Origin of the sequence: Hyphomicrobium sp. (genome assembly GCF_036262015.1) — a bacterium.
In the GTDB taxonomy this organism is placed as follows: Bacteria; Pseudomonadota; Alphaproteobacteria; order Rhizobiales; family Hyphomicrobiaceae; genus Hyphomicrobium_C.
The window spans coordinates 1,415,153-1,436,666 of sequence record NZ_DATAJR010000008.1; the positions used below are offsets into that span (position 1 = coordinate 1,415,153).

Below are 21,514 nucleotides of genomic sequence, written 5' to 3' on the forward strand. Positions count from 1 at the left end.
GACTACGGATCTCTTTTTCAGCACTCGTCTCGCGACGAGTGCTGATTGTTTCTGCCAACGCTAGCCGTTCATGCAGGCGTGATAGCGATGCCACCAAGAGGCCTTTCCTGTTTCAATGGCCCTGTGGTGAAGATAGCTGCAGCTATGGCCTTCCAAAACGGCATGCTTCGGGGTTGCAACTGGTGCTTTTGCTTGAGGCTTCGGGCCGCCTTGCTGTTCTTCCCAGAAGTCCCAGTTGCCCGGATCTCCATTGCCATAACCCGTGTAAAACGCATTGGCTGAAAGGGCTGTGGCGCCCATCAGGACCATTGCTGAAGCGCATCCAACTGTCAGCTTCTTCATTGCGCTGTTCATCGATCTACTCCTTGGTACTCGACGCAATTTCGCCCGAACTTGAAGTCGGGCATCTCGACGTGACGAGCAGGCCGCCGTAACGGCACGGGGAGTGTGTTCCGGCGCTTGAGACACCTCAAACAGGCGTCTCGCCACGGTGGGATGAAAATGGATCTGGCGGCGGGTTATCCGCCGCACAAGCGGCCAGACGGGCGCTTACACAAGAGTAAGAACGCGGAAAGGAACGCATTCCGAAGGCTGTATAGGCCGTTGTCCCTTGCGAAGGCGCAGCCGGCGACCTAGATGCCGGATCAGCAATAGAAATCTGGGGCTCCCTCACAATGACGAAGCTTTCGGCGGAACTCTCCGGACAGTTCTCGATTGGCGGCAACCTTACGGTGACTAGGCTCGGCTTCGGCGCGATGCGTATTACCGGCAGTGGGATTTGGGGCGAGCCTGCGGACCAAGCAGAAGCCTTACGCACGTTGAAGCGTATTCCGGAACTTGGGATCGACTTCATCGATACCGCGGATAGCTACGGACCGGAGGTCAGCGAGCGGCTGATCCGCGAAGCTCTGCACCCTTATAAGAATATCATCGTGGCCACGAAGGGCGGCCTCGCGCGGACCGGCCCGAGCCAGTGGGTTCCCCTCGGCCGGCCGGAATATCTCAAGCAGCAGGCTATCCTCAGTGCCCGGCGCCTCGGTGTCGAGCAGATCGATCTTTGGCAGCTCCATCGCATCGATCCGAAGGTTCCGCAGGGTGAGCAATTCGAGGCGGTCCGAGCGCTGCAAAGCGAGGGATTGATCAAGCACATCGGATTGAGCCAAGTGGGTGTTGCCGAGATCAAGGCGGCGCAGAAGGTGTTCACAGTCGCGACCGTGCAAAACCTCTACAATCTCGCCGACCGCAGCAGCGAGGATGTGGTCGATTATTGCGAGACGCAGGGGATCGGCTTCATTCCGTGGTTTCCGCTGGCGTCCGGTACGCTCGCGCGGCCGGGATCTGTTCTCGATGGTATCGCGAAAAAGCACGGCGCATCGCCGAGCCAGATTGCGCTCGCATGGCTCCTCAAGCGTAGCCCCGTCATGCTCCCCATTCCCGGAACAGGCAAGGTCAAGCATCTCGAAGAGAACGTGGCCGCTGCCGCGATCAAGCTCAGCGATATTGACTTCGACGAGTTGAGCGCGCTCGCCAAGGAGGCCGGGCGTGCTGCGAGCTGATCGCTAGTGGCCAAAAAGAGCTCGCCGTCAGCGGGCTCTTGCGGCGGTGGCGACGGCGATTGCGGCGTATGAGGCATCCGCTGCAACATTCGTGGGCTCGCCCGTATAGTCGATCCGCGCCGGTGGCGGTTCTGCGGTAGCTGTTGCTCTTGTCGGCGCCTGCGCCGCTGCGATTGCCGCGTAAGACTGTGGAATGGAAGCTTGCGCGGGTGCTGCGCTTGCCGGTCGCGCTGCCGGAGCGGGGGGTGGGGTTTGTGACGTCGCTACAGGCGTTGCATTCGGCGTCTTGCTACTTGGTGAACGGCGTCCCAGAAGTGCGATGAGCATCACGACGATCGCAGCTGCAACCACTAAGGCAAGTGTCATCTCAGGACTAATTGGTCCCATTGTCGGTTCCCCCGGAAATATCGCGGTTTTTCTCGCGTATATGATTTTGCGGGCATAGCGCTGGGCGCGCATGCTCCGTCCGCGTACTCTGACGGTAACTCGCGGCGCCCTGTATTGAACTTTTGGGCAGTGTTTCACTGCTGAAAGCCAAAATCCGGCTCGCTGCTCCGTACGGAACAGCCTTTTGCGCTTTTCGCGCATAGAGGGAGCCCCCGTGGCGCTCCGCTTCGGATGTGCCCCGCGAACGTTCCGCCTTCCAGGAGATGCAACCCATGTCACGCTTATTGTTGGGCTCGGCCTTTGGCCTGGCTCTCGCGATCGGTGTCCTCATTGCGCCTCATGCGAGCCTCGCTGCAATGGATGAACCGTCCCCGCGTCCGAAGCTCGATTGTGGGGATATATCCAACACCGACAAACAAGCCTGTGCGCCTCAGAATGGGCAGCTCAGCGACGACCAGATCTATGAGTCCGCCTACCTGAGTGCGAAGAACGGCAACTACCAAGCCGCCATCGCGATGGCTTCTCAGGCGCAGAACAAGGAAGATCCGCGTATCCTGCGTGTTACCGGCTTTGCCACCCGCAAGCTCGGCGATGTGGACGGCGCGATGCCTTACTATCAGAAAGCGCTCGATATCAATCCGGGTGACACGAAAACGCGTGAGTATATGGGCGAGGCATTTCTCTCACTTGGAGAGTTGGCCAAAGCGCGCGAGCAGCTGCGTGAAATCGAGAAACACTGCGGTGTGTCCTGTGAAGATTATCAGACGTTGGCCGATGCGATCGCTGCATCCCACGTTCGCTTTCCGCGCGGCTGATTTTGAACGCGATCTGCGCCCGAAATCGTTTGCTCCGGCGATTTGCATTCTACATCTCACGGCGCGACTATGCTGCGAGCTCAGCGCGGTCGTGCTTTCCTTCTTCGACTTCTTCGATGATTTTGGCGACGAAGGTATCAAGATCGCCCGGGTTGCGGCTCGTGATCAGGCCTTGATCGGCTATCACTGCTTCGTCGCGCCAGTCGGCGCCCGCGTTGACCAGATCTGTCTTCATCGTTTTGTAGGATGTCGCCTTGCGGCCGCGTATGGCGTTCGCCTCGATCAAAAGCCACGGCGCATGGCAGACGGCGGCGACGGGTTTGCCGGAGCTTACGAACGCCTTGATCAATTCCATTGCTTCAGGAATGCCGCGCAGGGTGTCGGGGTTCATCTGGCCACCCGGGAGAACAAGTGCATCGTAGAAGCCTTCGGATGCATCTGCCAGCTCCCGGTCGACCGGGACACCGTTGCCCCAGTCCTTCTCCTTCCAGCCGCGGATCTCCTTCTTATCCTTGCGCTGCTTAGGAGCGACGACGTGTACGAGTGCACCGGCTTCTTTGAGCTTCGCGCGTGGGACTTCGAGTTCGGATTGCTCGAATCCGTCGGTGGCCAGAATGAGAATTTTGGCTTTGGATATTTTCGGCATCTCGGGCTCCTATCCTGCATTCAGGGATAGGAGAAAACGGGCCAATGCGGTGGGTGGTTCCCTCTCGTAGAGGGTTAGAGCCGCTATCAATATCGGTTTACTTTGCGCGCCTCTGCGTGTGGGCGTGTCGACACATAGAGAATGCTCAATAGCAGCGTCAACGTGACGAGTGACGCCATTTCGCGTGGCAGGTTCAGGCCGCCCTGAGCAACTGGTTTTGTGAGGAAGTCTCCGAACGTGGCTCCAAATGGCCTCGTGAAGACGAAGGCGATCCAGAAGAGCAGTACATCTGATAGGCGCGTGAAGTAGTGCATCGCTGCGACGATCGCGATGACGCCAGCCGTCACGAATGCTCCCTGAATGAAAGAGAGCCCGCCGTCGTCGACGAGGAAATCTCCGAATGCGGTGCCGAGGCTGTTCGAGAACAGAACCGCAATCCAGAACAGGATCTCCGCGTCTTTGCGCAGTATCGGATAGACACGCAGGCTGCGATCGCGGACGTACCAGACCGCGAGTGTCAGGAAGAGCCCGCTGGCCAGTATAACACTGCCCCACATGTACCCGAGCTCCAGCGAGCGATCCATGAAGTCGGAGATCTCGGTGCCCGCGGTCGTCGTCGCGACAATGGCGGCCCAAAACAAGAGTGCGTGGTAGGCGCGGCTGATCTGAAAATAGAGGATGGCCGCCAAAATCGTAAACGTGATGGCAACACCGGCCTAATAGCCGAGGTTGAGTGTCATTGAAATGAAGTCGCCAGCAGTTTCACCGAGCGTGGTGGCAAGGATCTTCATGAGCCAGAAGGCGAGCGTAATCTCGGGCACCTTGGAGGTGCTCCAAGTGTCACGAGACGTGGTCTGTTCCATGCTGCCGTCCTCGCGCCGTTGCGGAGAGGTCCGGCTGCTCAGTGACTCACAAACCTGACACGCGACTTACAAGCCCCGTTTCGCGATGTTTTTTGAGGTTTACTTGACCGCATCAGTTGGGATGGTGGGCGCGAGCGGACCCGATGGATTGCCGGGCGGTTTGTGCAGGAACGTCATCGTGAGGAATGCGCCCGCCCATGAACCCAACGCAGCAAAGATGATGTAGACCCAGTTGTTGGTATAGGAGATGACTGCGAACGAGGAGAGCACGTACCAAAGACTGCTCCAGTTCGCGGCCCAAATGCGGTGCCGTGCAATGACGGCCGAGGTAAACATCACATAAACAGCATCGGTGGCGGCCGTTGCGATCAACACGCCCACGGCCAGCAATGGGTCGATTTGCGGAAACATGGCTGCTCTCCCATATGGACGAGCGAGCGTCGCGCCAGACGTAGGGTAAATCAAGCCGCGCTTCAGAACAGCCTGAAGAGTTCCGGGCGTCTCCCCGCCTTTCTGCGCTACTCCACCCAGAGATGCCGGCTCTTGTGCCAGTTCTCGAGCGATTGCTTGGGATAGAGATCGAACGTCTGGTCGTGCTCCTTGATGTCCGGCTCGACCCAGCCCGGCTTGAACTTCAACATCAGATGCACCGACGACGGGGGCTTCGGCAGCTCGCTATCGATTGCCGAGGCGAACGGGTGGATGAGGTCCGGCCACTCCGGAGAGAAGAGCCAGAGGGCTGTCGCGCAGCGCGAGCAGAAGTTGCGCTCGGCTGTCGAAAGCTCGCACGTTCCATCGTACTGGCAGATCTCGGCGCGGAAAATCCGGATCGCCTTGTGCGGATCTTCAACTTTGAGTGTGCGCGCATCGGCACCGAGATTGATCGCGTATCCGCCACCTCCATCGGTCTTTCGGCAAATGGAGCAATAGCAACGCTGGTACGGCACCGGCGTGTGGCTTTCGCATGTGAAGTTCACAGCACCGCAACGGCACGAGCCTTTCAATGTGATTGGCATGTGGCACCTCCATGTTGCGTTCCGAACGATTTTTGTTGAGCGCAGGTTCATTCAAAATGTTTGATCGCGGAGTAGCGTGATTTTGTCGAGCTACGCGGACAGCGGACAATAAAGTCTGCTTGCAAATCATTTGTTTCGTGCAGGCAACAGCGCGAATGAAACGAAGTGAAACTGCGCGAAAACTCGCAGTTTACACAGGAACTATAAACGCCTGTCATCGAGCCCGCATTAGCTGCGGCGGCAACGCGCTCGAGGGGAGTCTGAAGAGCGCGTCTGCAAGGCGGATCTCTGCTGCAGCCGAGATCCGGCCCTTTCGTATCGCGTATCTGGGGCAACAGGAGTTCATCTAGTGTCGAGTAACATTTTGGAGGCCGGCGCCGCGCGCCGCGCCTGGCGACTTCGTGCGTCCGCGAGCATCCTCGCAATCACCGTCGCTCTCGCGGCCTCACCGCAATCCGCACATGCAGAGACCTGTGCTCTCCTGCCCGGCAACACCGATGGCGGCGCCGTTGCCTCGGGGACAAATGCTCTCGCTTGCGGCGTGAACGCCGTTGCGGGGAACGACAATGCAACGGCCGTTGGTACCGGTGCCCAAGCGACGGGCGTAAGCTCCACGGCTACTGGCCAGGGCGCCGTGGCTAGCCAGCAGGACACTACCGCCAACGGTCAGAACGCCCAGGCGACGGGCGTTGACTCGACGGCCGTAGGCCAGGGGGCGACGGCGTCCAACATCCGGACGACGGCCATCGGCCAGGACGCCAAGGCTTCGGGTCTTTACGCAACGGCAGTCGGCGAGAACGCCGAAGCGAGCAACGTGTCGTCGACGGCAGTTGGCTCGGACTCGGTTGCCAGCGGCGACTACGCGACGGCGCTTGGCAAGCAGGCGAAGGCAATGGGGGCTGGTGCGACGGCGTCGGGCTATGCCTCGAATGCCACCGGCAGCTCTTCGACCGCGACGGGCCAGTTCGCGCAGGCAACGGCCGATCGCACCACAGCGACGGGCTCTCTGGCACGCGCGACGGGCCTCGGCGCAACGGCCACGGGTCAGAACTCGAGCGCCAGCGGCGAGCTTTCGACGGCGACGGGCGATGGCTCGCAGGCGAGCGGGCAGAATGCGACAGCGACCGGCCAGGGTGCGCAGGCGACCAACGCCGACACGACGGCCACGGGCCAGGGCAGCAAAGCGACCGGCAACAGCGCCACCGCCACCGGCCAAGCGGCCGAGGCCTCGGGCGACTATTCGACAGCGACGGGCGGCTCGGCCGTTGCATCTGGCCAGCAGTCGACGGCGACCGGTAACTCCGCACAGGCCACCGGCGACTACGCAACAGCGACCGGCGTTCTCTCGAATGCTTCGGGTGAGAACGCAACGGCGACGGGCCATGGCGCACAAGCGAATGGCGACTGGTCGACGGTTAACGGCTACGGCGCCAGCGCGAACAAGAACGGCACGGCGATCGGCGCTTCGTCCAACGCCTACGGCGAACAGTCGACGGCTGTCGGTAAAGCCTCGTTCGCGCGTGGCATGTCGACCACGGCTGTCGGCGCGCTTGCGACCGCCAACAGCACGAACTCGTCTGCCTTTGGTGACGGCGCGGTAGCCGGCGATCCAAACAACACGAAGCAGAATGCGACGGCGATCGGCCAGAACGCCTCCGCGCAGGGCGACAAGTCCACGGCAACCGGTCAGGGCGCTCAGGCCAACGGCAATCTCTCGACCGCAACGGGGCAGGGATCGCGGGCCACTGCTGACGGGGCCACGGCAACGGGCCAGAATGCCAAGGCGACGGGGGTCTATTCGACGGCAACCGGCACCGAGGCGGTCGCTTCGGGCACCGACGGCACCGCAACCGGAAGCTACGCAACGGCCAGTGGCGAACAGTCGACCGCAACGGGCGTGCTGGCCAATGCTTCGGGTGCGTACTCGACGGCGACCGGCCGCAGCGCGACGGCGTCGGGTGCGGATTCGACCGCAACTGGCTGGAACTCGCAGGCTACCGGCGCGGAGTCGACAGCCACGGGCTACAGCGCACAGGCGACTGGCGACTGGGCAACGGCAAACGGCCGTGGTGCGACGGCATCCGGCCGCAACACAACGGCACTCGGTGCGTCGTCGACGGCCGAGGGTGAGCAGTCTACCGCAATCGGTAAGGCTTCGCTCGCGCGCGGTAACTTCAGCACCGCCACGGGCAGCGTTTCGAGCGCTCTCGGCACCAACTCGTCGGCTTACGGCGATGGGTCGACCGCTTGGAAGGAAAACACCACGGCGCTGGGCCAGAACTCCTATGCCGCCGAGGCCAACTCGACGGCGACGGGTCAGTATGCTCGCGCCACGGGTGCGAACTCGACTGCGATCGGTCAGGGTTCGACTGCGAGCGGCGCCAACTCGACGGCGCTCGGCCAGGGCGCGAAAGCGTCTCACGCCAACTCGACGGCCATCGGCCAGGGTGCTCAAACGTCGCGCGCCAACCAGGTTGCGGTCGGCACGGCGTCGAACAGCTACACGATGGCGGGTCTCACATCGTCCGCCAGCAAGGCCGCTCAGGGCGCTCCGACGTCGTTCGTGACGTCGAACGCCAACGGCGATCTTGCGACGCATACGGCTGCCGAGCTCGGTCTTGCTTCGACCAGCGACATCGGCCATCTCAACTCCCAGATCGGCGGGCTGCAGAAACGCGACGACGAACTGGCCGAGGGCATCGCGATCTCGCTTGCGCTTTCGGCTCCGATGATCCTGCCTGGCCAGGACTTCGCGATGCGCTTTGGCTGGGGCAACTTCGACGGTTCGAGCGCTGTCGGTCTCAGCATGGCCGGCGTGCTCGATCGCGGCGCTCTCGGCGAGGGCACCTCGATCGTGATCGACGGCGGCCTCGGCTACGGCACCAGCGAGAACACTGTCGCCGGTAAGGCGGGCATCACGTTGGGCTGGTAAGGTTCAAGTCTCACTGAAAAATCGGACGGCGGACAGTCAAAGGCTGTCCGCCGTTCTTTCATAATAGTGTTGCGAAGGGCGCTTAGAGGCAGAGCATGCGCCATTTCATCCGGCTCGCCTCGGTTGCGTTCGTGTTGTTGGCCGCGTTGAGCGCGGCACTTCCTGCGAACGCTCAGAACAAGTTCGCACAGCCTGCGCTCGTGGCTCAAACGCCCGCGCAAGCGCCGCTGCCGCAACTTGCAGTGCCGACCGCGGAGAAGCTCGTTCTTTTGATCCGCATGTCGCTACTGACGCTCAACGACGCCATCCAAAGCGGCAACTACACGGTGCTGCTCGACAGGGGTGGTCCGTCGTTCCGGCGCGCCAATACCGCCGCGGGTCTCTCGCGAATTTTCACGACGCTCGAAGCGCAAAGGCCGGATCTGGCGGCCGTCGCGATCCTGACACCGCAGCTCAGCGAAGCGCAAATCGTCGGGCCAGAACAGCGACTGCGTCTCCAGGGGTATTTCCAAACGCAGCCGATGCAGATCAACTTCGAGCTGATTTACGAACCCGCGGACGGACAATGGCAAGTGTTCGGCTTGTCGGTCGGAGCCGTGCCAGCACAGGTGCACGCCGCACCGCCTCCCGTCGTCGTTCCGAAAGCCGATGCTAAACCTCCGGCGAACAGGCAGCCGAAGTAGCGACGGAACCGGGGTGTCTCGGTTCTCGTGCGGGGCGCGCCTGTTTTTGATGATCCGGTTGCGGATGAAAGGCACCGATCTTAGCCAAAAGTCGAGATTCACACGGATAGAGGTCATCGGTTCGAATCGGCTATGTCCGACGCATGATGAAGCTTCGAAGTTCCTCTCTCGAGCCTTCCATTTCTAGCGAGGTGGCCGCTGACGCGGCTCCCGCGTCATCCGGTGCAGACCGCGCACTGCAGGGATTTGTTCGCCGCTTCGCTGAGGAAGCCACCGGCGTCGGCCATCAGATCATCGACATCGCCTGCAACATCAAAGAGCTTGGCGACCGCGTTCAAGGGCAGAACGCGCAGATGCAAGCCATCGGTGCGGAGATGCGTGCGCTCGGCGCGGAAAACCAGCGGATCGCTGATGGCGCACAGACGAGCCTCAACGTGGCTCAGCGGGCCAATGACGACGTTACGCAATCCTCAGCGGCGGTGCGCTCGTCGCTGGACAGTATTCAAAGGTTGGTGACGACCGTCTCGGAGCAGCGCGAGCTGCTCCAGGTGCTGCAGGAGGCGCTGACCAAAGTTTCGAAGGTTGCGGCCGGAATCGACGCCATCACGCGGCAGACCAATCTGCTCGCTCTCAACGCCACCATCGAGGCTGCGCGGGCAGGACACGCCGGACGCGGGTTTGCGGTGGTCGCTGCCGAAGTCAAGGCGCTGGCGGGCCAGACGGCTTCGGCAACGAGCGAAATCGCAGCGACGATCTGCGATCTTACTACCAAGGCCAATCTCTTGATCGACAAAGGGCGGCATAGCGCAGAGCTGGCGCGCTCCGTCGACGAAAGCGCGTCCGTGATTTCCGCTACGTTCGACTCCATCGAGGGCACCGTCGGCAATCTCGTGTCGCAGTCTTCGGACATCCAAGGGGCAGCCTCTGCCATCGACGAGCGGAGCCGATCTCTGCTTTCGCGAGTCGAGCAGGTGATGGAGGGATTCACGCTTTCCGCTGCCAACATCGGTCGCGTCGGAACGCGGGTCGGGGAATTGCAGCTGGCAGGCGAGGCGCTGATCACGACGAGCGTCGAGACCGGCGTGACGACAAAGGATTCCCCGTTCGTGTTCGAAGTGGTCAACCGCGCGAAAATCGTTGTCGAAGCGCTGGAGGCCGCCGTAGATCGCGGCGTGCTCTCGCTCGATAGTCTGTTCGACCGGAATTATCAGACGGTCGCGAACTCAAATCCGCAGCAGTACAAGACCGCCTACGTGGATGCGTTTGATCGCATCATCACTCCGATTATCGACGAGGCGCTTCTGTTCGACGGCAAGGTGGTGTTCTGTGCGCCGGTCGATGTGAACGGCTATCTGCCGACGCACAACAGCAAGTTCTCTAAAATGCCCGGCGCGGATCCGGTTTGGAATGCTGCAAACTGCCGGAACCGGCGCATTTTCAACGATCGCGTTGGGCTCGGCGCCGGCAAGAACCAGAGGCCGTTTCTCGTGCAGACGTACATGCGCGACATGGGTGGCACGTTCGCACCCATGGTCGATGTGTCGGCACCGATTGTGATCAAGGGACGCCACTGGGGTGGCTTGCGGCTAGCTTACACCGCGTGAGAGGCGGCGTCTGATCAGAACCGGCGGATGCAAATCCCGCTCAGGTTAACGCGTCGCTAAAGACATAGAGCGGCCCGACGTTCAGTCTCCGGACAACGCGCGGTGGAGTGGGGCCATCGCGTCGCGCGCCCACTCATCCAGCGAGGAAAAGATGGCAGTGGCGGGCCAGCGCGGATCCGGCTCCGGGCTCTTGCGCCAAGTTAAATGCACCTCCGCTACGCGCGCCCCTTCAAGTTGGAACAGCGCATCGTCGGTGTCACTTCTTCGGGCGATGAGTTGGGCTGTCTCTCCATAAAGGACATGACCTGACGAGATCTCTCGGCGTAGCTGCGCCTCAAGCGCGGTCTGCGTCGTTGCATCGTCGATAGGGTACCACGGATCAAGCCAATCAAAGGTGAAAGCCATTGCCTATTGCTTGTCCGTGTTGCGCGCTCATTCACACCAGGCGGTCGAGGATCTTGCTGATCTCGTCAGCCGTAAAAGCGCGCATCGTTTGCGTTCGGACGTGACCGCGCGCCGAGACGCTCATCGACAGGGCAGTCGCGGTTTCGTCGTCAGGGGCTTCACAGATCGCAACGACGTCCGTTGGACCGAGTGTCCAATACATGTCTTTGACAGTGATCCGCGCCTTCTTGGCCATGTCTTTGAATTTGTCCGAGCGGCCGATGGTATCCTTGATGTCATGGGCGCCTTTGTCGGTGAAGGAAGCGAGCACGACGTAGGTTGGCATTGAAGCCTCCAAGGTTGGCACTCCGCCCGTCACCCGGAAGTCTACCGCGTTCAAGTTGTGATTTGTAGACCCGTAAGCTCAGGGGCGCTCTTCGGGCTTTTCCGAGTGGGAGCGCACAAGCCAGGAGGCGCCGCTTGGGCGCGACAGACGCGCCAGAAGCCAGATGAGGCCGGCATAGACCGGCGCCGTGGTCAAAACATATGTGCCAACGAGGTGGACGAACATGGCGATGGCCTTGCCGCAGCATTGCTTCGCGACGATTTCCCTCTAGGTACAAGCGTACCTGGCTTGCGGGTATAGCCCGAAAGAGTAGTTCTGTTGGGCCCAGTCGACTGGCGGACGTTCGCCTATGGCAGACAATCTGGATAAATTCCAACATCTTCAGTCGCTTCCCGTGAGTGTCGCGGTGCTCGATGCGACAGGACGTATCGTGGCCGTGAACGAGGCGTGGAAGGCTTTCGGCGAGACCAATGGACTGTGTCTTCCGGATTTCGGTGTTGGAGAAAGCTACTTCAAATATTGCGAGACGGGACAGAACGGGGCGGGGCAGCTCTCCGCGCAACTCACGGACTTGCTTGCGGGCCGGTGCGAGATGATCACGATGGTTTATCCCTGCGATTCGCCATCGAAACAGCGCTGGTTTTTCCTGATCGGTATGCCGCTTTCTGTCGAACGGCCGAACGGGGCGGCAATCCTTCACGCGGAGCTGACCAGCCTGCTTCCGATGGCTTCCGCACGCGATACCGCTCGCGCAACGGGGACGTTGATCGATCCCTCTGCCGCAGTTCTCGGGGGTATCGAGCAATCCGTGACCGATGCGCTTGTCTCGCAGCTACAGACTATGTTCGAGGCGTCGAGAGGGTTTGACCGAGAGGACGTCGATCCCGCCACGAAGCTCAGTAAGCGGCAATTGGAGGTTCTCAAGCTGCTGGGTGAAGGGAAATCGAATGCAGAAATCGCCCAGACGCTTTTCCGGTCGCCGCATACCATCAAGCTGCACGTCTCGGCGATTTTGAAGCAGCTCAACCTCAAGAGCCGAACGCAGGCTGCTTTGCTCGCTTCGAAACTCTGGCCCGGCGAGAAATAGCTGTTTGCGGGTGTTTCTTAGGTGGCGGCGCTATCGGCCGGTTTGATGGTTGGGGGCGTTATGCCCATCGAAACGTAGACGCTCATCAGCTCGTCGATGCCGCCTTCGGCGGGCTCGATCCAAGCGGCGGGGACGTAGACCAAAGCGCCACCGAAGGGCACTGGGGCAGACGGGATGAGAACCGCGAGATAGTCTTCAGCGCCGATGCGGATCGGCGTCTTCGATGGAAGCAGGGCCAGTACGGCCGCTCCGGGCTTGCCGCCAAAGAAGCACCACGCCGGGCTCATGCTCTTGAGGCTGTCGCCGTTCTTGGTGTCGACGATCGAGACGAACCGGCTCGACAGGTCGTAGACGTTCGAGACCAGCGGAACGCGGCGGATCAGGCTGACGAACAGCGAGGCGACCCACGCACCGAGCCGGGAATGCACCAGGAGCCCGAGGGCGTAAATCGCGCCGATGATGATCGCGAGGCCGATCAAGTAAGGCACGATCTCGGATGTTTCGACGCCGAAACCGAGCGACGAGAGAAACCTTCCGAAGGCACTGTTCAGCCCCAGGTACTGGTTGATCAGCGCGAGCAGCCAGCCGGTAATGAAGATCGTGAGCAACAGCGGCAGCGCGGCCAGAAGGCCTGCGAAAAAGATGCGTCCGATTTTGCTCATCGAAGTTGCTCCAATTGTCTCTCTGACGATTCTGCGAGCGCGGACGAAGCGTCCGTGACCGTCAGTGCGCCGTCAAGATCCTTCGTAGATCGACCGGTTTTCCGATAACGGAATGATGCTACAGTGCAAGGCGTGCCGCGCGCGGCAATAATAGGGAAGAGGGGACCGCATGCATCCGGTTCGGATCACCACGATCGCGGCCGGTCTGCACGCCGCCTTGGCGATCGCCGCCATCTACTACACTGTGCGGATCAACAACCATGCGGAGTTGTCTGCGATACCGCCCAGAGATGCGTTGGTGATGGGCGGGGTCGTCCTGTTGCCCCTGGCGTATGCGTGGATTGGATTGCGGCTCGGGCGGACCAACATGACCCGTTGGCTTCTGGCCACCGGGCAGGCCGTTGCCCTCATTCTGTTTGCGGTTACGTTTGTGATGGTCGTCCGCAGCGTCGAGCCGATGGCGCCGCTGCTTTTCTTGCTCCTATCCCTCTGGCTCGCCGGTGGATTTGCGCTTCTGCTGTTCGTTGTGTGGCTCGTCGGACGGCGAGGGCGCTGAGATTGAGGCGTGTCGGTGAGGACACGCCCTCCATCGATTTCGCGCGTCGCGGGGAATCCTTTGGATTGTTGCCTGCGTGAGGCCGGTATTGGGCGTATTTGTAGGTCCTCGGTAAAACTACGGAGGGCTTCCGATGTCGATGTGTCGTCTTGCGATTGTCTCTCTCGCCGCGGCAGTTCTGTTCGGTCAGAGCGCAGAGGCGGGCTGCCGTACGGTGGTCGGCTCGGCCGATATGGTCACGACCGATCTCGCGAAATTCATGGCCAATGCAGCGCTTAAGAACGCAATCGAAGCGAAAGGCCTGAAGCCTTCGGGCGAGATCAAGCTGACCTGCCGCGAAGACACCTTCACGACGTATTGCAAAGCGTCGCGTCCGGCTTGCAGCTGAGCGCGTTCGCGTTCCGGCTTAGTGCCCCGGCCGTCCCGTCTTTTTCGGGCGGCCGCGGCGGGCTTTTTTCTCGGCGTCGGTTTCGATCTCGACGGTGCGCGCCGGTTTCGTGAGGTCGGGCTTCTGCGGGAGTGGGCCCGAGGCTTTCTTCACGGCCAGCGAGGCGTGCGGCCCCATCTCGTCGAGCGTTGGCTTGTGTGGGCCGCGCACGCCTTCGCCGAACGCACCGGCTTTCGTGCGCGGATCGACATCGGGGCGGCGCGGAATGGCGCGATCCGTGCCCGGGCCCATGTCGTCGAGTGATGGCTTCCGGATGCGCGTCGTGGATTGGGCGTGGCTCGGCTGCACGGGCTCGTATTCTGTGGCGATGCGTGAGCCGCCTTTGCCGCCCTTTTTCGGCTCGGCGAGCATGTTGGCGTTGCCGGCGAATTTGCGCTCACCTTTGAAGCTGCCGGCCTGATCTTCCACCGAGGACTGGCGCGCGAGCGGATCGTCGGCGATGGCAAGCTCCGTTTCGCGCAGGCGCTTGATCTCGTCGCGCAACCGCGCGGCGGTCTCGAACTCAAGATCGGCGGCGGCTTCCTTCATGCGCCGCTCCATGTCCTCGATGACGGTTGCGAGGTTGTGGCCCACGGTCGGGCTGTCGGCGAGGCCGGCGTCGACGGTGACATGGTCCTGCTCGTAAACGGACGCGAGCACGTCGGCGATGTTCTTCTTCACGCTCTCGGGCGTGATGCCGTGCTCGATGTTGTAGGCCATCTGCTTTTCGCGTCGGCGCTCGGTTTCCGCCATGGCGCGCTCCATGGAGCCGGTCATTTGCTCGGCGTAGAGGATCACCTTGCCGTCGACGTTGCGCGCGGCGCGACCGATGGTCTGCACGAGCGAGGTCTCCGAGCGCAGGAAGCCCTCCTTGTCGGCGTCGAGAATGGCGACGAGCGCACACTCCGGAATGTCGAGACCTTCGCGCAGCAGGTTAATGCCGATCAGCACATCGAAAGCGCCGAGGCGCAAGTCGCGGATGATCTCGATGCGCTCCAGGGTCTCGATGTCGGAGTGCATGTAGCGCACGCGGATGCCCGCTTCGTGCATGTACTCCGTCAGGTCCTCGGCCATGCGCTTGGTGAGCGTGGTGACGAGCGAGCGGTAGCCGCGCTTGGCGACTTGGCGCACCTCGTCGAGCAGATCGTCGACCTGTGTCTTGGCAGAACGGATCTCGACCGGTGGATCAATGAGGCCGGTGGGGCGGATCACCTGCTCGGCGAAGCTGCCGCCGGTTTCGTTCAGCTCCCAGCCGCCGGGCGTGGCGGAGACAGCGACGGTCTGCGGGCGCATGGCATCCCACTCCTCGAAGCGGAGCGGGCGATTGTCCATGCAGGAGGGCAGGCGGAAGCCGTACTCCGCGAGCGTCGCCTTCCGGCGGTAGTCGCCGCGGAACATGCCGCCGATCTGCGGAACGGTGACGTGGCTTTCGTCGACGAATACGAGCGCATTGTCGGGCAAATATTCGAACAGCGTTGGCGGCGGGTCGCCCGGATTGCGACCTGTAAGATAGCGCGAGTAATTTTCGATGCCGGCGCAGCTTCCGGTAGCTTCCATCATCTCCATGTCGAAGACGGTGCGCTGCTCCAGGCGCTGGGCTTCGAGAAGCTTGCCTGTGTCGTACAACTCGTTCAGGCGCTGCTTGAGCTCGCTCTTGATGCTCTTGATGGCCTGCTGCAGCGTCGGCTTCGGTGTCACGTAGTGCGAATTGGCGTAGATCTTGATGAGTGCCAGATCGTCGCTCTTCTGGCCGGTGAGCGGGTCGAATTCGGTGATGCTCTCCACCTCGTCGCCGAACAGCGAGATGCGCCAGGCGCGATCCTCATAGTGGGCCGGAAAGACTTCGACCGTGTCGCCGCGGACGCGGAAATTGCCGCGCACGAAGGCCGCGTCGTTGCGGCGGTAATGGAGCGCGACAAGATCAGCCAGGAGCTGGTCGCGTGACAAGCGCTCGCCGAGCTTCACCGCGAAGGTCATGGCGGTGTAGGTCTCGACCGAGCCGATACCGTAGATGCACGAGACCGACGCGACGATGATGACATCGTCGCGTTCGAGCAGGGCGCGCGTTGCGGCGTGGCGCATGCGGTCGATCTGCTCGTTGATGTCGGCTTCCTTCTCGATATAGGTGTCCGTGCGCGGGACGTAGGCCTCCGGCTGGTAGTAGTCGTAGTAGGAGACGAAGTACTCGACCGCGTTCTCCGGGAAGAAGCTCTTCATCTCACCGTAGAGCTGGGCGGCGAGCGTTTTGTTCGGGGCGAGGATCAGTGCCGGGCGCTGCGTCGCCTCGATGACCTGGGCCATGGTGAACGTCTTGCCGGAGCCGGTGACACCAAGCAGCACCTGCGTGCGCTCGCTCTCGTTCACGCCCGAGACGAGGTCGGCGATGGCGGTCGGCTGGTCGCCCCTCGGTTCGAACTCGGAGACGATCTGGAAGTGCTTGCCGCCTTCGCTCTTCTCGGGGCGCTCCGGGCGATGCGGCATGAACATCGGCATCGCGCCGGAGACCAGCGGATGAGACGCGATCATCGGCTGGCGGGACAGGATCTCCTTGGCCTTGTCAGTGCGCTCGTTGGGGCGCGTGAGAATGGCGTTCAGGCTGTCGCCCAAGCTTTCGCCGACGGCGCCACGCGGAGGAAGCGGACCTTGCTGGCGGAGCGCGGGCAAGGGTTTGTGCGTTCCATCACCTAGCGGCCCGGAGGCCGTGAAGGCATTCTGCGGGGCCTCGCCGAAGCCTGGCGTTCCGGCAGAGGTCTCGACCGGGGGAGCGGAAGGCTTGCCGGAGCGGCCGCGCGAGGGACGGATCGGCTTCGCGGCGCTGGGGATTTTGGGGGATTTAGCCATGCGCCGAATATGGCGTGCCGCGCGTCCGGAGGGAAGGGTGGGCGCGAGCCGGCGATTGCGTCAGGTTGGCGAGGGATTTGACTGAAATTTCAGATGATACCGTGAAGGTGGGCCTTGCGTAGATTGCGCTGATCCATTGACCTGAGCGTCCTGAGTTTGGTCAAGGCTTACGGATGTGTGAGCGGGCTTGCGATGATGCGGTCGGCGAACCATCTCAATCGTTGTGAACGGGGGTATGCAGTTAGTCGCATCACGGAGACGCCCCATGTCAAATTCATTCATTTACGTTCTTTCCGCCCTCGGTTTCTCAACGCTCGCTTTGGCGGCGACCCTGCCAGCTTCTGCCCAAGCGGCGATTGTCTGCAAGGATGGTTTTCAGGACTCCGGCGGCAATTGGATCTCGACGCCTTACTGCAATGATGCGCACTTGGCGCAGATCGCGCGGAGCCGCGGTGCGAGAGTGTCGGATGCGGAAATCCGGGAAAACCCGAACCGCAAGGACGAAATCTGCCGCTTTCTGAGCGGGAATCCCAACGCACAGGACTACTGCCCGGATTCGGATGGTCCCCTTTTCGGCCGTTGAAGCTTCGGCCTCCTCGAAATGCTCCAAGCCTGTTTCTCAGGGAACTGCGTGCTAGCCCGGGCTGTGTTAGCCCGGGCTAGTCCCTGCAAAGAAACAGTGCTCAATGAGTTTTGCCAACGCCAGGATCATGACCGTCGAGGAGGCTCGTGCGCTCGTAGCGCCCGTCCTGGCGTCCTTCATGGCAAAAGCCGATCTCGAGATTGCGCTCGACCATGAGCTGATGTTTGCGGACGACTATGAAAGCAGCGGAGTCCTGGCGCTTCCGGAGGGAGCGGTGGTGGATGGCGACCTGGTGCTCGATCACGAGGAGGCTGTGGCCGGTGGAAGAAGCTATCGCGGGATCATCGCGCTGGGTGCGCTGACTGTGACGGGCGATATCGTCAACCTCTGCTGCGATGGCGGGCCGTTCCTTGTTACGCTCGGGCCGCTCCACGTGCGCCATATCCTCAAGGGTGGTGCGACGATGATCGCAGTGGGCCCGGTAACGGCATTGGGCACGATCTACTGTTCTTACAATCACGGGGGCTTCCGAGCCTGGGGCGGCGTCACCGCCCAGGCCATTCTCATCGACGATCAGCTGTATGAGATCGCAGGCCATGTCGAGGCCGTGAAACTCGTGCTCGGAGAGGACGATCCCGCTGGATATCTGGTTCCGGAGTTGCTGTGGGAGGAGGACGACGGCAGCCTCATCCCCATGGATGATTTCGGCGAGGAGGTCACGGCGCGGATCAAGGCTGGGGAGCCGGTGTTCCGGGCCGAAGCGCCGCGCCACCGCCGGGGATAATTGCCTGAAATCCGGGGGGTGCGTGGCGTAACGGTCACAGTGTCGGATTTTGCCGAGCACGAGGCGCGGAAAGCGCCGCGATTGCCCTTTGAATGCCTCGATTCATGTACCATCTTGCGCTTCAAGGCAGACTTATCTGGATGGATTGCCAATGAGATCGCTTCTTATGGCTGTTGCGCTCGGCGCGTCGACGCTCGTGGCTTCGCAGGCCGCGCTCGCGTTCACGTACGAAGGGCAGGGCAGCGGCCAGCAGCAGTCGTCGTCGGGGCAGGCCGCTCCGAAGGCTGGGCTCGACATGGATCCTGGTTCTCTGATGCCTCCGATCGGCACTTCGGTTCCTGGCACGACCTATGATTTCGGGCCGGGTGCGTTCAACAATGGGCTCGCCTCTCCGCCGACCCGCAACGACTCGGTCGGTCCAGGCTGGCTTTATCCGCCGCGGTAGGGCGGCATTGGGCTGGAAGTGGTGGAATTGAAAGGCGCCCGTAGGGGCGCCTTTTTGTTATTCGGTTTGGGTTAGCCGGCAATCCGGCCGGCCGTGGCGCGTGATGCCGCTCTGCTAATCATCAAGTCGTGGTGGCGGGAAACTATCTTCTTGAGGGCTTGATCTCGGCCTTTTGCCGCTGCAAACGCAAATCTTTTGGCCAACGCTGTCATTTCCGCGCTTGTCATTTCCGCATCTTGCCGGAGTTGTGCGAGTAGCTGACGGAATCCTGGATCATCGCCTAGCGCTTCCTCCAGGCGTTTATTGTATTTTTCTATTAAGTCAGTTCTGAGAACTTTGGATGCCTTTACGGACTTCGGCTTGCTGGCAACTGAGCTGACCAATACGTCGGCGGCTTTCGCAACGAACTGGTCCAAGCTGACGCTCTTGTGCCTATGGAGCAATGCGGTCAATGCAACGAAGTCCGCAGCTATCGCCTTTGACGCTATGGATGTGACGAACGTATCAAGCGCGGGCAATGTACTCGCTATCGTGTCAACCCGTGTCTGCATGAACGATGCTGTCGGGAAATCTTGGGTTGAGAGCTTACTGACAACGTCTGCGACTGTTTTTGCTGGCAACGCCTTGAAGATGGGAACCAAAGCTCTCAGGGCGTGCGCTGCACTTGAGGCCTGCGCTGCCTCGAACATCGCTGCAGCTTCATCCAGACGATCTGCGAAAGCCGCTGATTTCATTTTGTTCACCTATCATGCCGAAGTGGTTTGGGCGGGTGAGTTCGGATCCGGCGGTATTCCCATGTGTTGCGCGAGATAAGTCGAAAGACCTTCAATCGCTGCGCGGGCGTTCCTTCCGGCATCGTCATTGTCCATGACAAAGTAGGCGATTCCTTCAGACGCATCCCGGACGAGCGCGACGGTCTGTGGAAAGAACAGTTGTTCCGGGAGGAGGCCGTAGCCAACCTTCATTTCTTTCAATCGGTCGCTGATCCGAGCGGATGCAGCCCTCGCCGCTAGTTGGCCGCTACGATACTTGGAACCCACTGAACCAAGCACCTTGATATGTGGGCATATTTTTGAGGCCTTCAAGGTTTCCACCTGCTCGCAGAACCTGAGGACTGCCTCGGCAGAAGGACGGTCCAGGATCGTCGGGATAAGGAGGTGAGAGCTTGCGCAGAGAGCTTGGATCGCGCCGGTTGTGAGGCGAGGGGGACAGTCGATGATAACAAGATCAAAAGCTTCCCGCACCGCTTCGGAATGAAGGACCGCGGCAAGATTGTACCGCACATCGTACTTCTTGAAGAGCCTGCCGTAGAGCAAATCGCCAAGCGCTTTGCGTACGCTTCGCCCTGCCTGGTTCCGGCATTTCAATAGCCATTCAATTAGAAGGCGATTGTCGGCCTGTGCTAGATCGTAGTGTGCAGTGATGATCTTCAGCCGGGGTTCATGTTGCGTCGCCTTTGCGCAACTCACGAGAATGCCTGCATCTATATCACCGCTTAGGACACGCGTGGCCAAGGAGTCTTGGCCGGCGGGTGGCAGCCACCGTTCGTCTTCGGGCAGGGCCATCGACGATAGGGAGCCTTGAAAATCTAGATCAACGAGGAGCACACGCTTATTCCATCGCGCGTCGTGAGAGAGGAATGCTCCAATATTTGCTGCAAGTGTTGTCTTGCCCACGCCTCCCTTGAGATTTGAGATCGCGAGGATTTTTGCGCCGTGGAAGCTATTTTTGTAGTCCTCTGGCGGCACGATGGGTTGTGTTACCCAAACACCATTACCCTCACGTGGTCCGTCTTGCGTATGAGTGCGGGCCACACTGACCAGTGTGCGATGTCGGCTCCACAGAAAGCATCCGAAGCGTCGAATCTCGCGCCATATGACGCGGAATGCCGCGTAAAGCGCTGCTAGAAAGACCGATCCGAAAAATATTGCTGCCTCTTTCCCAAGATGGCTAGCCAGCGAATCTACAATTGCCGTCATTGCACTCCCCCACCCCCACGCAAACTGTTTTTGTTCAACTATGCATTCGCAACCGGGGGATGTACAGCATGCGGACAACGCGTTAGCTGCTGATTGCAGAATTGTCCGTGTTGCCAGCGATACTTGGGTGTCTGGACAGGTGTTAGGAGTTAAGCTTGGCGAAGAGATTCATATCGGCGCTGGAGCCAGGGAGACCCTTATGGCCGTGACACGGACCGCACTCGTATCCGGCGCGAACCGGGGCATCGGTTTCGAGATCGTGCGGGGGCTCGCCCGGCTTGGCGTGCTCGCAGTCATCGGAGCGCGAGATACCAAGGATGGGATGGTTGCAGCCGAAAAGCTGCAGTCAGAAGGGCTCGATGTTCCGGTCGTGCAGCTCGATGTCGATCGCGACGGCAGTGCCGCAGAGGCTGTTGCCGAGGTTCAGCGCCTCTATGGACGGCTGGACATTATAGTGAACAATGCCGCGATCCTCATCGACGAGCCCGGTGGCTTCAAAGCCAGTCTTTTCGATCTCAAGGCCGATACGATGCGGCGCACATTCGAAACCAATGTGATCGGACCGGTTCGATTGATCCAGGCGGCGGCGCCGGTCATGCGCGCGCAAGAGTATGGGCGGATCGTCAATATCTCGTCGACTGCGGGCCAGCTGTCTGAGATGGGAAGCGGGTACCCAGCTTACCGTATGTCGAAGGCGGCGCTCAACGCACTGACGCGCATCGCGGCGGCAGAACTCAATGGCGCGAACATCAAGGTCAACTCGATGTGTCCGGGCTGGGTGAAGACCGACATGGGCGGCACCAATGCCGAGCGCACACCGGAAGAGGGTGCGGATACCGCGGTTTGGCTGGCGACGTTGCCGGACGAGGGTCCGACCGGCGGCTTCTTCAAGGACAGGAAGCCAATTGCCTGGTGAGT

The 21,514-nt window shown here is 61.0% G+C and carries 24 protein-coding genes; 12 read left to right on the forward strand and 12 right to left on the reverse strand.

Annotated elements, in window-relative coordinates:
- Window positions 1-60: 60 nt before the first annotated feature.
- Window positions 61-354, reverse strand: coding sequence for a hypothetical protein (locus VHO05_RS15150; protein ID WP_329647413.1), 294 nt, complete (start codon window positions 352-354; stop codon window positions 61-63).
- 320 nt (window positions 355-674) lie between these two features.
- On the opposite strand from VHO05_RS15150, the gene VHO05_RS15155 reads away from it, so the two are divergent.
- Window positions 675-1,556, forward strand: a complete 882-nt coding sequence (locus tag VHO05_RS15155; RefSeq protein ID WP_329647414.1) for an aldo/keto reductase — start codon at window positions 675-677, stop codon at window positions 1,554-1,556.
- Between the two features lie 659 nt (window positions 1,557-2,215).
- Window positions 2,216-2,758, forward strand: a complete 543-nt coding sequence (locus tag VHO05_RS15160) for a tetratricopeptide repeat protein (protein ID WP_329647415.1) — start codon at window positions 2,216-2,218, stop codon at window positions 2,756-2,758.
- A gap of 67 nt (window positions 2,759-2,825) precedes the next feature.
- On the opposite strand, the gene VHO05_RS15165 is transcribed toward VHO05_RS15160, so the two are convergent.
- The 5 genes from VHO05_RS15165 to VHO05_RS15185 all read right to left on the reverse strand — a co-directional run bounded on the left by VHO05_RS15165 (window position 2,826) and on the right by VHO05_RS15185 (window position 5,283).
- Entirely contained in the window at window positions 2,826-3,404 is a 579-nt protein-coding gene (locus VHO05_RS15165; RefSeq protein WP_329647416.1) for a type 1 glutamine amidotransferase domain-containing protein, read from the reverse strand.
- A gap of 86 nt (window positions 3,405-3,490) precedes the next feature.
- A complete protein-coding gene (locus VHO05_RS15170) occupies window positions 3,491-4,093 on the reverse strand; it encodes a hypothetical protein (RefSeq protein ID WP_329647417.1) in 603 nt (200 codons plus the stop codon).
- Window positions 4,094-4,120: 27 nt separating this feature from the next.
- Window positions 4,121-4,267 (reverse strand): hypothetical protein, encoded by a 147-nt coding sequence (locus tag VHO05_RS15175; RefSeq protein ID WP_329647418.1) that lies wholly within the window; start codon window positions 4,265-4,267, stop codon window positions 4,121-4,123.
- Between the two features lie 99 nt (window positions 4,268-4,366).
- Entirely contained in the window at window positions 4,367-4,678 is a 312-nt protein-coding gene (locus VHO05_RS15180; RefSeq protein ID WP_329647419.1) for a hypothetical protein, read from the reverse strand.
- A 107-nt stretch (window positions 4,679-4,785) separates the two neighbouring features.
- Complete coding sequence (locus VHO05_RS15185; RefSeq protein WP_329647420.1) at window positions 4,786-5,283, reverse strand: GFA family protein; 498 nt, start codon at window positions 5,281-5,283, stop codon at window positions 4,786-4,788.
- Window positions 5,284-5,632: 349 nt separating this feature from the next.
- On the opposite strand from VHO05_RS15185, the gene VHO05_RS15190 reads away from it, so the two are divergent.
- The 3 genes from VHO05_RS15190 to VHO05_RS15200 all read left to right on the forward strand — a co-directional run bounded on the left by VHO05_RS15190 (window position 5,633) and on the right by VHO05_RS15200 (window position 10,502).
- On the forward strand, window positions 5,633-8,215 hold the full coding sequence (locus tag VHO05_RS15190; protein ID WP_329647421.1) for a hypothetical protein: 2,583 nt from the start codon (window positions 5,633-5,635) through the stop codon (window positions 8,213-8,215).
- A gap of 95 nt (window positions 8,216-8,310) precedes the next feature.
- Window positions 8,311-8,898, forward strand: a complete 588-nt coding sequence (locus VHO05_RS15195) for a hypothetical protein (protein WP_329647422.1) — start codon at window positions 8,311-8,313, stop codon at window positions 8,896-8,898.
- 143 nt (window positions 8,899-9,041) lie between these two features.
- On the forward strand, window positions 9,042-10,502 hold the full coding sequence (locus VHO05_RS15200; protein ID WP_329647423.1) for a methyl-accepting chemotaxis protein: 1,461 nt from the start codon (window positions 9,042-9,044) through the stop codon (window positions 10,500-10,502).
- An 81-nt stretch (window positions 10,503-10,583) separates the two neighbouring features.
- Here the strand turns inward: VHO05_RS15200 and VHO05_RS15205 are convergent, their stop codons facing one another.
- Together VHO05_RS15205 and VHO05_RS15210 are read right to left on the reverse strand one after the other, a co-directional pair.
- Window positions 10,584-10,907: a hypothetical protein gene (locus VHO05_RS15205; protein WP_329647424.1), complete on the reverse strand. Its 324-nt coding sequence runs from the start codon at window positions 10,905-10,907 to the stop codon at window positions 10,584-10,586.
- A gap of 31 nt (window positions 10,908-10,938) precedes the next feature.
- Window positions 10,939-11,232, reverse strand: a complete 294-nt coding sequence (locus tag VHO05_RS15210; RefSeq protein ID WP_329647425.1) for a GYD domain-containing protein — start codon at window positions 11,230-11,232, stop codon at window positions 10,939-10,941.
- A gap of 349 nt (window positions 11,233-11,581) precedes the next feature.
- On the opposite strand from VHO05_RS15210, the gene VHO05_RS15215 reads away from it, so the two are divergent.
- Window positions 11,582-12,319 carry a LuxR C-terminal-related transcriptional regulator gene (locus tag VHO05_RS15215; RefSeq protein ID WP_329647426.1) on the forward strand — a complete coding sequence of 246 codons (738 nt, stop codon included), beginning with the start codon at window positions 11,582-11,584 and terminating at the stop codon, window positions 12,317-12,319.
- Between the two features lie 17 nt (window positions 12,320-12,336).
- On the opposite strand, the gene VHO05_RS15220 is transcribed toward VHO05_RS15215, so the two are convergent.
- Window positions 12,337-12,981 (reverse strand): DUF502 domain-containing protein, encoded by a 645-nt coding sequence (locus VHO05_RS15220; protein WP_329647427.1) that lies wholly within the window; start codon window positions 12,979-12,981, stop codon window positions 12,337-12,339.
- Between the two features lie 169 nt (window positions 12,982-13,150).
- Here VHO05_RS15220 and VHO05_RS15225 point away from each other — a divergent pair, with 169 nt between their 5' ends.
- Both VHO05_RS15225 and VHO05_RS15230 read left to right on the forward strand, forming a co-directional pair.
- Entirely contained in the window at window positions 13,151-13,537 is a 387-nt protein-coding gene (locus VHO05_RS15225) for a hypothetical protein (protein ID WP_329647428.1), read from the forward strand.
- 133 nt (window positions 13,538-13,670) lie between these two features.
- Window positions 13,671-13,925 carry a hypothetical protein gene (locus VHO05_RS15230; protein ID WP_329647429.1) on the forward strand — a complete coding sequence of 85 codons (255 nt, stop codon included), beginning with the start codon at window positions 13,671-13,673 and terminating at the stop codon, window positions 13,923-13,925.
- An 18-nt stretch (window positions 13,926-13,943) separates the two neighbouring features.
- On the opposite strand, the gene uvrB is transcribed toward VHO05_RS15230, so the two are convergent.
- Window positions 13,944-16,805 (reverse strand): excinuclease ABC subunit UvrB, encoded by a 2,862-nt coding sequence (gene uvrB, locus VHO05_RS15235; protein ID WP_329647430.1) that lies wholly within the window; start codon window positions 16,803-16,805, stop codon window positions 13,944-13,946.
- Window positions 16,806-17,070: 265 nt separating this feature from the next.
- Here uvrB and VHO05_RS15240 point away from each other — a divergent pair, with 265 nt between their 5' ends.
- The 3 genes from VHO05_RS15240 (at window position 17,071) to VHO05_RS15250 (ending at window position 18,617) form a co-directional block, all read left to right on the forward strand.
- Window positions 17,071-17,388, forward strand: a complete 318-nt coding sequence (locus VHO05_RS15240; protein WP_329647431.1) for a hypothetical protein — start codon at window positions 17,071-17,073, stop codon at window positions 17,386-17,388.
- A gap of 103 nt (window positions 17,389-17,491) precedes the next feature.
- Window positions 17,492-18,172, forward strand: coding sequence for a hypothetical protein (locus VHO05_RS15245; protein ID WP_329647432.1), 681 nt, complete (start codon window positions 17,492-17,494; stop codon window positions 18,170-18,172).
- A 151-nt stretch (window positions 18,173-18,323) separates the two neighbouring features.
- The gene (locus tag VHO05_RS15250; RefSeq protein WP_329647433.1) at window positions 18,324-18,617 is read left to right on the forward strand and encodes a hypothetical protein; all 294 of its coding nucleotides are present in this window, start codon (window positions 18,324-18,326) and stop codon (window positions 18,615-18,617) included.
- Between the two features lie 71 nt (window positions 18,618-18,688).
- Here VHO05_RS15250 and VHO05_RS15255 read toward each other — a convergent pair whose 3' ends face one another.
- Window positions 18,689-19,351 carry a hypothetical protein gene (locus tag VHO05_RS15255; protein WP_329647434.1) on the reverse strand — a complete coding sequence of 221 codons (663 nt, stop codon included), beginning with the start codon at window positions 19,349-19,351 and terminating at the stop codon, window positions 18,689-18,691.
- A 12-nt stretch (window positions 19,352-19,363) separates the two neighbouring features.
- On the reverse strand, window positions 19,364-20,596 hold the full coding sequence (locus VHO05_RS15260) for a ParA family protein (RefSeq protein WP_329647435.1): 1,233 nt from the start codon (window positions 20,594-20,596) through the stop codon (window positions 19,364-19,366).
- A 199-nt stretch (window positions 20,597-20,795) separates the two neighbouring features.
- Between VHO05_RS15260 and VHO05_RS15265 the strand changes: the two genes are divergently transcribed.
- Window positions 20,796-21,512: an SDR family oxidoreductase gene (locus VHO05_RS15265; RefSeq protein ID WP_329647436.1), complete on the forward strand. Its 717-nt coding sequence runs from the start codon at window positions 20,796-20,798 to the stop codon at window positions 21,510-21,512.
- The last annotated feature ends 2 nt before the right edge of the window (window positions 21,513-21,514 follow it).

Bases quoted from the DNA above. Each gene is read 5' to 3' on its own strand.
- VHO05_RS15250 (WP_329647433.1), top strand. From the start codon at position 18,324: ATGAGATCGCTTCTTATGGCTGTTGCGCTCGGCGCGTCGACGCTCGTG.
- VHO05_RS15260 (WP_329647435.1), bottom strand. From the start codon at position 20,596: ATGACGGCAATTGTAGATTCGCTGGCTAGCCATCTTGGGAAAGAGGCA.
- VHO05_RS15165 (WP_329647416.1), bottom strand. From the start codon at position 3,404: ATGCCGAAAATATCCAAAGCCAAAATTCTCATTCTGGCCACCGACGGA.
- VHO05_RS15210 (WP_329647425.1), bottom strand. From the start codon at position 11,232: ATGCCAACCTACGTCGTGCTCGCTTCCTTCACCGACAAAGGCGCCCAT.
- VHO05_RS15185 (WP_329647420.1), bottom strand. From the start codon at position 5,283: ATGCCAATCACATTGAAAGGCTCGTGCCGTTGCGGTGCTGTGAACTTC.
- VHO05_RS15150 (WP_329647413.1), bottom strand. From the start codon at position 354: ATGAACAGCGCAATGAAGAAGCTGACAGTTGGATGCGCTTCAGCAATG.
- VHO05_RS15265 (WP_329647436.1), top strand. From the start codon at position 20,796: ATGGCCGTGACACGGACCGCACTCGTATCCGGCGCGAACCGGGGCATC.
- uvrB (WP_329647430.1), bottom strand. From the start codon at position 16,805: ATGGCTAAATCCCCCAAAATCCCCAGCGCCGCGAAGCCGATCCGTCCC.
- VHO05_RS15255 (WP_329647434.1), bottom strand. From the start codon at position 19,351: ATGAAATCAGCGGCTTTCGCAGATCGTCTGGATGAAGCTGCAGCGATG.
- VHO05_RS15245 (WP_329647432.1), top strand. From the start codon at position 17,492: ATGAGTTTTGCCAACGCCAGGATCATGACCGTCGAGGAGGCTCGTGCG.
- VHO05_RS15180 (WP_329647419.1), bottom strand. From the start codon at position 4,678: ATGTTTCCGCAAATCGACCCATTGCTGGCCGTGGGCGTGTTGATCGCA.
- VHO05_RS15175 (WP_329647418.1), bottom strand. From the start codon at position 4,267: ATGGAACAGACCACGTCTCGTGACACTTGGAGCACCTCCAAGGTGCCC.
- VHO05_RS15230 (WP_329647429.1), top strand. From the start codon at position 13,671: ATGTCGATGTGTCGTCTTGCGATTGTCTCTCTCGCCGCGGCAGTTCTG.
- VHO05_RS15155 (WP_329647414.1), top strand. From the start codon at position 675: ATGACGAAGCTTTCGGCGGAACTCTCCGGACAGTTCTCGATTGGCGGC.
- VHO05_RS15195 (WP_329647422.1), top strand. From the start codon at position 8,311: ATGCGCCATTTCATCCGGCTCGCCTCGGTTGCGTTCGTGTTGTTGGCC.
- VHO05_RS15160 (WP_329647415.1), top strand. From the start codon at position 2,216: ATGTCACGCTTATTGTTGGGCTCGGCCTTTGGCCTGGCTCTCGCGATC.
- VHO05_RS15225 (WP_329647428.1), top strand. From the start codon at position 13,151: ATGCATCCGGTTCGGATCACCACGATCGCGGCCGGTCTGCACGCCGCC.
- VHO05_RS15200 (WP_329647423.1), top strand. From the start codon at position 9,042: ATGATGAAGCTTCGAAGTTCCTCTCTCGAGCCTTCCATTTCTAGCGAG.
- VHO05_RS15220 (WP_329647427.1), bottom strand. From the start codon at position 12,981: ATGAGCAAAATCGGACGCATCTTTTTCGCAGGCCTTCTGGCCGCGCTG.
- VHO05_RS15215 (WP_329647426.1), top strand. From the start codon at position 11,582: ATGGCAGACAATCTGGATAAATTCCAACATCTTCAGTCGCTTCCCGTG.
- VHO05_RS15205 (WP_329647424.1), bottom strand. From the start codon at position 10,907: ATGGCTTTCACCTTTGATTGGCTTGATCCGTGGTACCCTATCGACGAT.
- VHO05_RS15240 (WP_329647431.1), top strand. From the start codon at position 17,071: ATGTCAAATTCATTCATTTACGTTCTTTCCGCCCTCGGTTTCTCAACG.